We start from the raw sequence: 4,341 nt of genomic DNA, 5'->3' as shown, positions 1-4,341 counted from the left end.
ACCGCGCTCATCCGCGGGCTGCCAAAGGATCTGCGCCGCAACTTCGTTCCCGCTCCCGACGCCGCACGCGCGGTGCTGGCCGGCATCGATCCGGCCGGAGAGCCGCTGCTGCCGGCGCTGCAGCGCGAATTGCGCCGTCGCAGCGGCGTTCTGGTGCCCATCGACGCTTTCGACCTCGCCAAGTTGCCGCCGCATCTGCGGGTGACGTTCGCCGTGGAGTCGCCCGACGGCACCGAGGTCGCCCGCGGCAAGGACCTGCGGGCACTGCAGGAGCGGCTGCAGGGGCCGGCCCGCCACGCCGTCGCCGATGCGGTCGCCGGCGACCTCGAGCGGACCGGCCTGCGCGCCTGGCCCGACGACCTGGAGCGACTGCCGCGCGTCGTGGAGCGCACGGTGGGCGGGCGCGCGGTGCAGGGCTTCCCGGCCTTCGTCGACGCCGGCTCCGCGGTCGGCGTCCGGGTGTTCGCGACCCCGGCCGAGCAGGACCGGGCAATGGGACCCGGCATCCGGAGGCTGTTGCGGCTGAGCACGCCGTCGCCGGCCAAAACGGTTGAGCGCCAGCTGGGTCCGCGCACCCGCTTGGCTCTGGGGACGAATCCGGACGGCTCGCTGTCCGCGCTGCTCGACGACTGCGCCGACGCCGCGGTGGATGTGCTGGTGCCCGCGCCGGTGTGGACCCGCGCGGAGTTCGCCGCGCTGCGCGAGCGGGTGGCGCGTGCGCTGCCCGCGACGACCGCCGACGTCGTGGGCCGCGTCGAGACGGTGCTGGCCGCCGCCCAGGAGGTGCGACTGGCGCTGCCCGCCCGGCCCACACCGCCGCAGGCCGACGCCGTCGCCGACGTCCGCGCCCAGCTCGCCCGGCTGCTGCCCCCCGGGTTCGTCACCGCGACCGGGTACGCGCACCTCGCCGACCTGACCCGCTACCTCACGGCCATCGGCCGCCGCCTCGAGCGGCTGCCCTACGCGCCCGAGGCGGATCGGGAGCGGATGGCCCGGGTACACGCCGTGCAGGACGCCTACGACGAACTGCTGGGCGCGCTGCCGCCGGCCCGGCGGGTGGCCGCCGACGTCCGCGATATCGCCCGCCAGATCGAGGAGCTGCGGGTGAGCCTGTGGGCCCAGCAGCTCGGCACGCCCCGACCGGCCAGCGAGCAGCGGATCTACCGGGCGATCGACGCCGTGCGCGACCGCCGTTGACCTGCCCGGCTGCGAACATGGCGCGGCGGTGGAAATATCGCGTGAGTGACCAAGAAACCGCAGACGATTTCCTACCCGTCGCCCGAGGCACGCCCACGCCGCCACGATCACCAACCCCTCGAACCCCACGTCATCGTCCTGTTCGGGGCGACGGGCGATTTGGCCAAGCGCAAGCTGATCCCCGGCCTGGCCTACCTCGACCAGTCCGAGCTCGCCCCCGACATCCAGGTCGTCGCCACGTCGCTCGAGGACCTCAGCGACGATGAGTTCCGCGAGATCGCCAAGACCGCGATCGACGCGTTCGGCATCCACAAGCTGACGCCCGAGCAGTGGTCCAACTTCGCCAAGATCGTCACCTACGTCCCGCAGAGCGCCGGACCCGAAGCGCTGGCGGCCGCGGTCGCCGAGGCCGAGAACAACCTGGGGCCCAAGGTGCGGCGGCTGCATTACCTGTCGGTCCCGCCCAACGCGGCGCGCGCGGTCATCAACATGTTGCGTGACGCCGGTCTGGTCGAACGGTCCCGCGTGGTGATGGAGAAGCCGTTCGGCACCGACCTGCCCACCGCGGTGGCCCTCAACGACTTCCTGCACGAGACGTTCGAGGAGTCCCAGATCTTCCGCATCGACCACTTCCTGGGCAAGGAGGCGGCCCAGAACATCCTGGCGTTCCGCTTCGCCAACGGCTTGTTCGAGCCGATCTGGAACCGCAACTTCATCGACCACATCCAGATCGACATCCCCGAGGCGCTGGGCCTGGACGAAAGAGCGAACTTCTACGAGAGCACCGGCGCCTACAAGGACATGGTGGTGACCCACCTGTTCCAGGTGATGGCGTTCGTGGTGATGGAGCCGCCGACGGCGCTCGAGCCGTACGCCATCAGCGAGGAGAAGAACAAGGTGTTCCGCTCGATGCTGCCCATCGAGACGTCGGACGTGGTGCGCGGCCAGTACAGCGGCTACCGCCAAGAGCCCGGGGTGGCCAAGGATTCCGACACCGAGACGTTCATCGCACTCAAGGTCGGCATCGACAACTGGCGCTGGGCCGGCGTGCCGATCTATCTGCGTACCGGCAAGAAGATGGCCGAGGGCATCCGGATCATCTCGATCGCGTTCAGGGAGGCGCCGCGCACCATGTTCCCGCCGGGCTCGGGGGTGGGCACCCAGGGACCCGACCACCTCACCTTCGATCTCGCCGACAACTCCAAGGTGTCGTTGTCGTTCTACGGCAAACGGCCCGGGCCCGGCATGAAGCTGGACAAGATGTCGATGCAGTTCTCCTCGCAGGAGATCGAGACCGTGGTCGACGTGCTGGAAGCCTATGAGCGGCTCATCCTCGACGCGATGCGCGGCGACCACACGCTCTTCACCACCGCCGAGGGAATCGAATCCCTGTGGGAGCGTTCAGAAGCGCTGCTCGACGATCCGCCGGCGGCCAAAATGTACCAGCCGGGTACCTGGGGACCCAACGCCATTCACCAGTTGATCGCGCCCAATGCTTGGCGGTTGCCGTTCGAGCGGGAATGGCGCGAAACGCGGTCTTAGCCGGGTCACTTTTTTCGCACCGGTAGCCGCGGTTTCCCGGGCGGCGCCCACGGCGACGCTCCCGATTCGCCTCAGTCGTCGACGACGGCAAGCCCCCGCCGCTCGAGGTCGGCCAGGCCGTCGCGCATGGCCTGGATCTGTTGGGAGGAATGCCCGACCCAGTCCGTGATCTCGCCGATGATTCGCACCGCCCCTCGGGTGCGGTAGGAGCGAGTCGGATTCCCGGGCAGTTTCTTGTCCGTCACGTTCGGGTCGTCTTCCAGTGCGCCTTGCGGTTCCACGATGTAGATGCGGCCGCGACCGTCACCTCGCGCCAATTCGGCTCCCCACACTGCGGCGTCGAGTGTCCGCGTGACATAGACGTGGTTGGCGACGCGTCCTGCGCCGTAGTTCGACCGACGCCCGGGCACCAGGCAATCGCCCACTGAGAGGTCTGCCTTGGTGCCGTGCAGGAGTGCGCCGGACTCGTGCACTTCGAAAGGAACCGGCGCGCCCGCCACGACCACCCCCGTCTGCCGCAGTTGCCTGGACGCACAATTGTGCGACGACGCCCGGGGCTTGCCGCAAGCCCCGGTGCCCACCCGCGGGCCTCAGTTCAATTCGGCGCTGAGATAGCTGATGGCGCCGCGGAACTCCTGCAGGACCTCGTTGTCGGGGACGACGAAGTCGTACTTCTCGTACACCTGGTCGGTCGGGTGGACGGTGACGTGCCAGCCGGTCGACCCCAGGTGCTCGGCCGCCGGACGGCGTTCCCCGAGCCACACCAGTTCGGCGACGTCGATGTCGAGTCCGTGCTTGCGCCAGGTGCTGCGCATCGCCCGCGCGCGCTCGTCGGTGAACACGCTCATGTCGGTGATGTTCTCCGTGGCCAGCCGGCTCCCGAGCGCGCTGAGCGCGGTGATGTTGTCCAGGAGCCGGTCCTGAGCCTCCGGGGGCAGGTAGGGCAGCAGGCCCTCGGCGATCCAGGCCGTGGGCGCCGTGGCGTCGAAACCGTTGTCGCGCAGCGCGGTCGGCCAGTCATCGCGCAGGTCGACGCTGACGGTGCGCCGCTCGGCGGTCGGTTGCGCGCCCAGCGCGGCGAGCGTGTCGGTCTTGAAGGCGATGACCTCGGGCTGGTCGACCTCGAAGACCACCGTGCCCGCCGGCCAGGCCAACCGGTAGGCCCGCGCGTCCAACCCGGCCGCCAGAATGACGGCCTGGCGTATCCCCGCGGCGGCCGCATCGTGGAAGAAGTCGTCGAAGAACCTGGTCCGGACCGTCATCTGTTCGCGCCGCTGCTGCAGTGTCATGGGCGCATCGTCGTTGTCGAGGGGGAGTTGCCCGTCCAGCATCCGGATGAAGAAGGGGTGCCCGACCGCGCGCACCAGTGGCTCGGCGAACCGGTCGTCGAGCAGGGGATCGGGCTCCCGGGATGCGAGCGCTCGTGAGGCCGCCACCATCGTGGCGGTCGCCCCGACGCTGGAGGCCAGGTCCCAGCTGTCGCCCTCGCTGCGCGCCGAGCCAACGGATGACATCGGTTTCTCCCTCCCGGCGTGACGCCGCCACCAGTTACCTCATCGAGGTCGAAGCGTACTTTCTCCTATGCTGCGCTCAGCATGCACC

The 4,341-nt window shown here is 69.6% G+C and carries 4 protein-coding genes; 2 read left to right on the top strand and 2 right to left on the bottom strand.

Annotated features, from left to right (window positions below):
• Positions 1-1,197, top strand: a 1,197-nt coding sequence (locus AC2VOR_RS15105; protein WP_486964046.1) for a DUF3418 domain-containing protein, incomplete at its 5' end; no start/stop codon positions are given.
• A gap of 45 nt (positions 1,198-1,242) precedes the next feature.
• Positions 1,243-2,739 (top strand): glucose-6-phosphate dehydrogenase, encoded by a 1,497-nt coding sequence (zwf, locus tag AC2VOR_RS15100; protein ID WP_486964045.1) that lies wholly within the window; start codon positions 1,243-1,245, stop codon positions 2,737-2,739.
• Positions 2,740-2,810: 71 nt separating this feature from the next.
• Here the strand turns inward: zwf and arr are convergent, their stop codons facing one another.
• A complete protein-coding gene (gene arr / locus AC2VOR_RS15095; RefSeq protein WP_486964044.1) occupies positions 2,811-3,239 on the bottom strand; it encodes an NAD(+)--rifampin ADP-ribosyltransferase in 429 nt (142 codons plus the stop codon).
• 90 nt (positions 3,240-3,329) lie between these two features.
• Positions 3,330-4,253, bottom strand: a complete 924-nt coding sequence (locus tag AC2VOR_RS15090; protein ID WP_486964043.1) for a class I SAM-dependent methyltransferase — start codon at positions 4,251-4,253, stop codon at positions 3,330-3,332.
• Positions 4,254-4,341 lie beyond the last annotated feature (88 nt).

This window comes from Mycobacterium sp. TH-M103, assembly GCF_057473785.1.
Note: the sequence above shows the minus strand (reverse complement) of the source record. Positions and strands in the feature narration are given on the sequence as shown.

Excerpts from the sequence above, each read along its gene's own strand:
- AC2VOR_RS15090 (WP_486964043.1), bottom strand. The coding sequence starts at position 4,253 with ATGTCATCCGTTGGCTCGGCGCGCAGCGAGGGCGACAGCTGGGACCTG.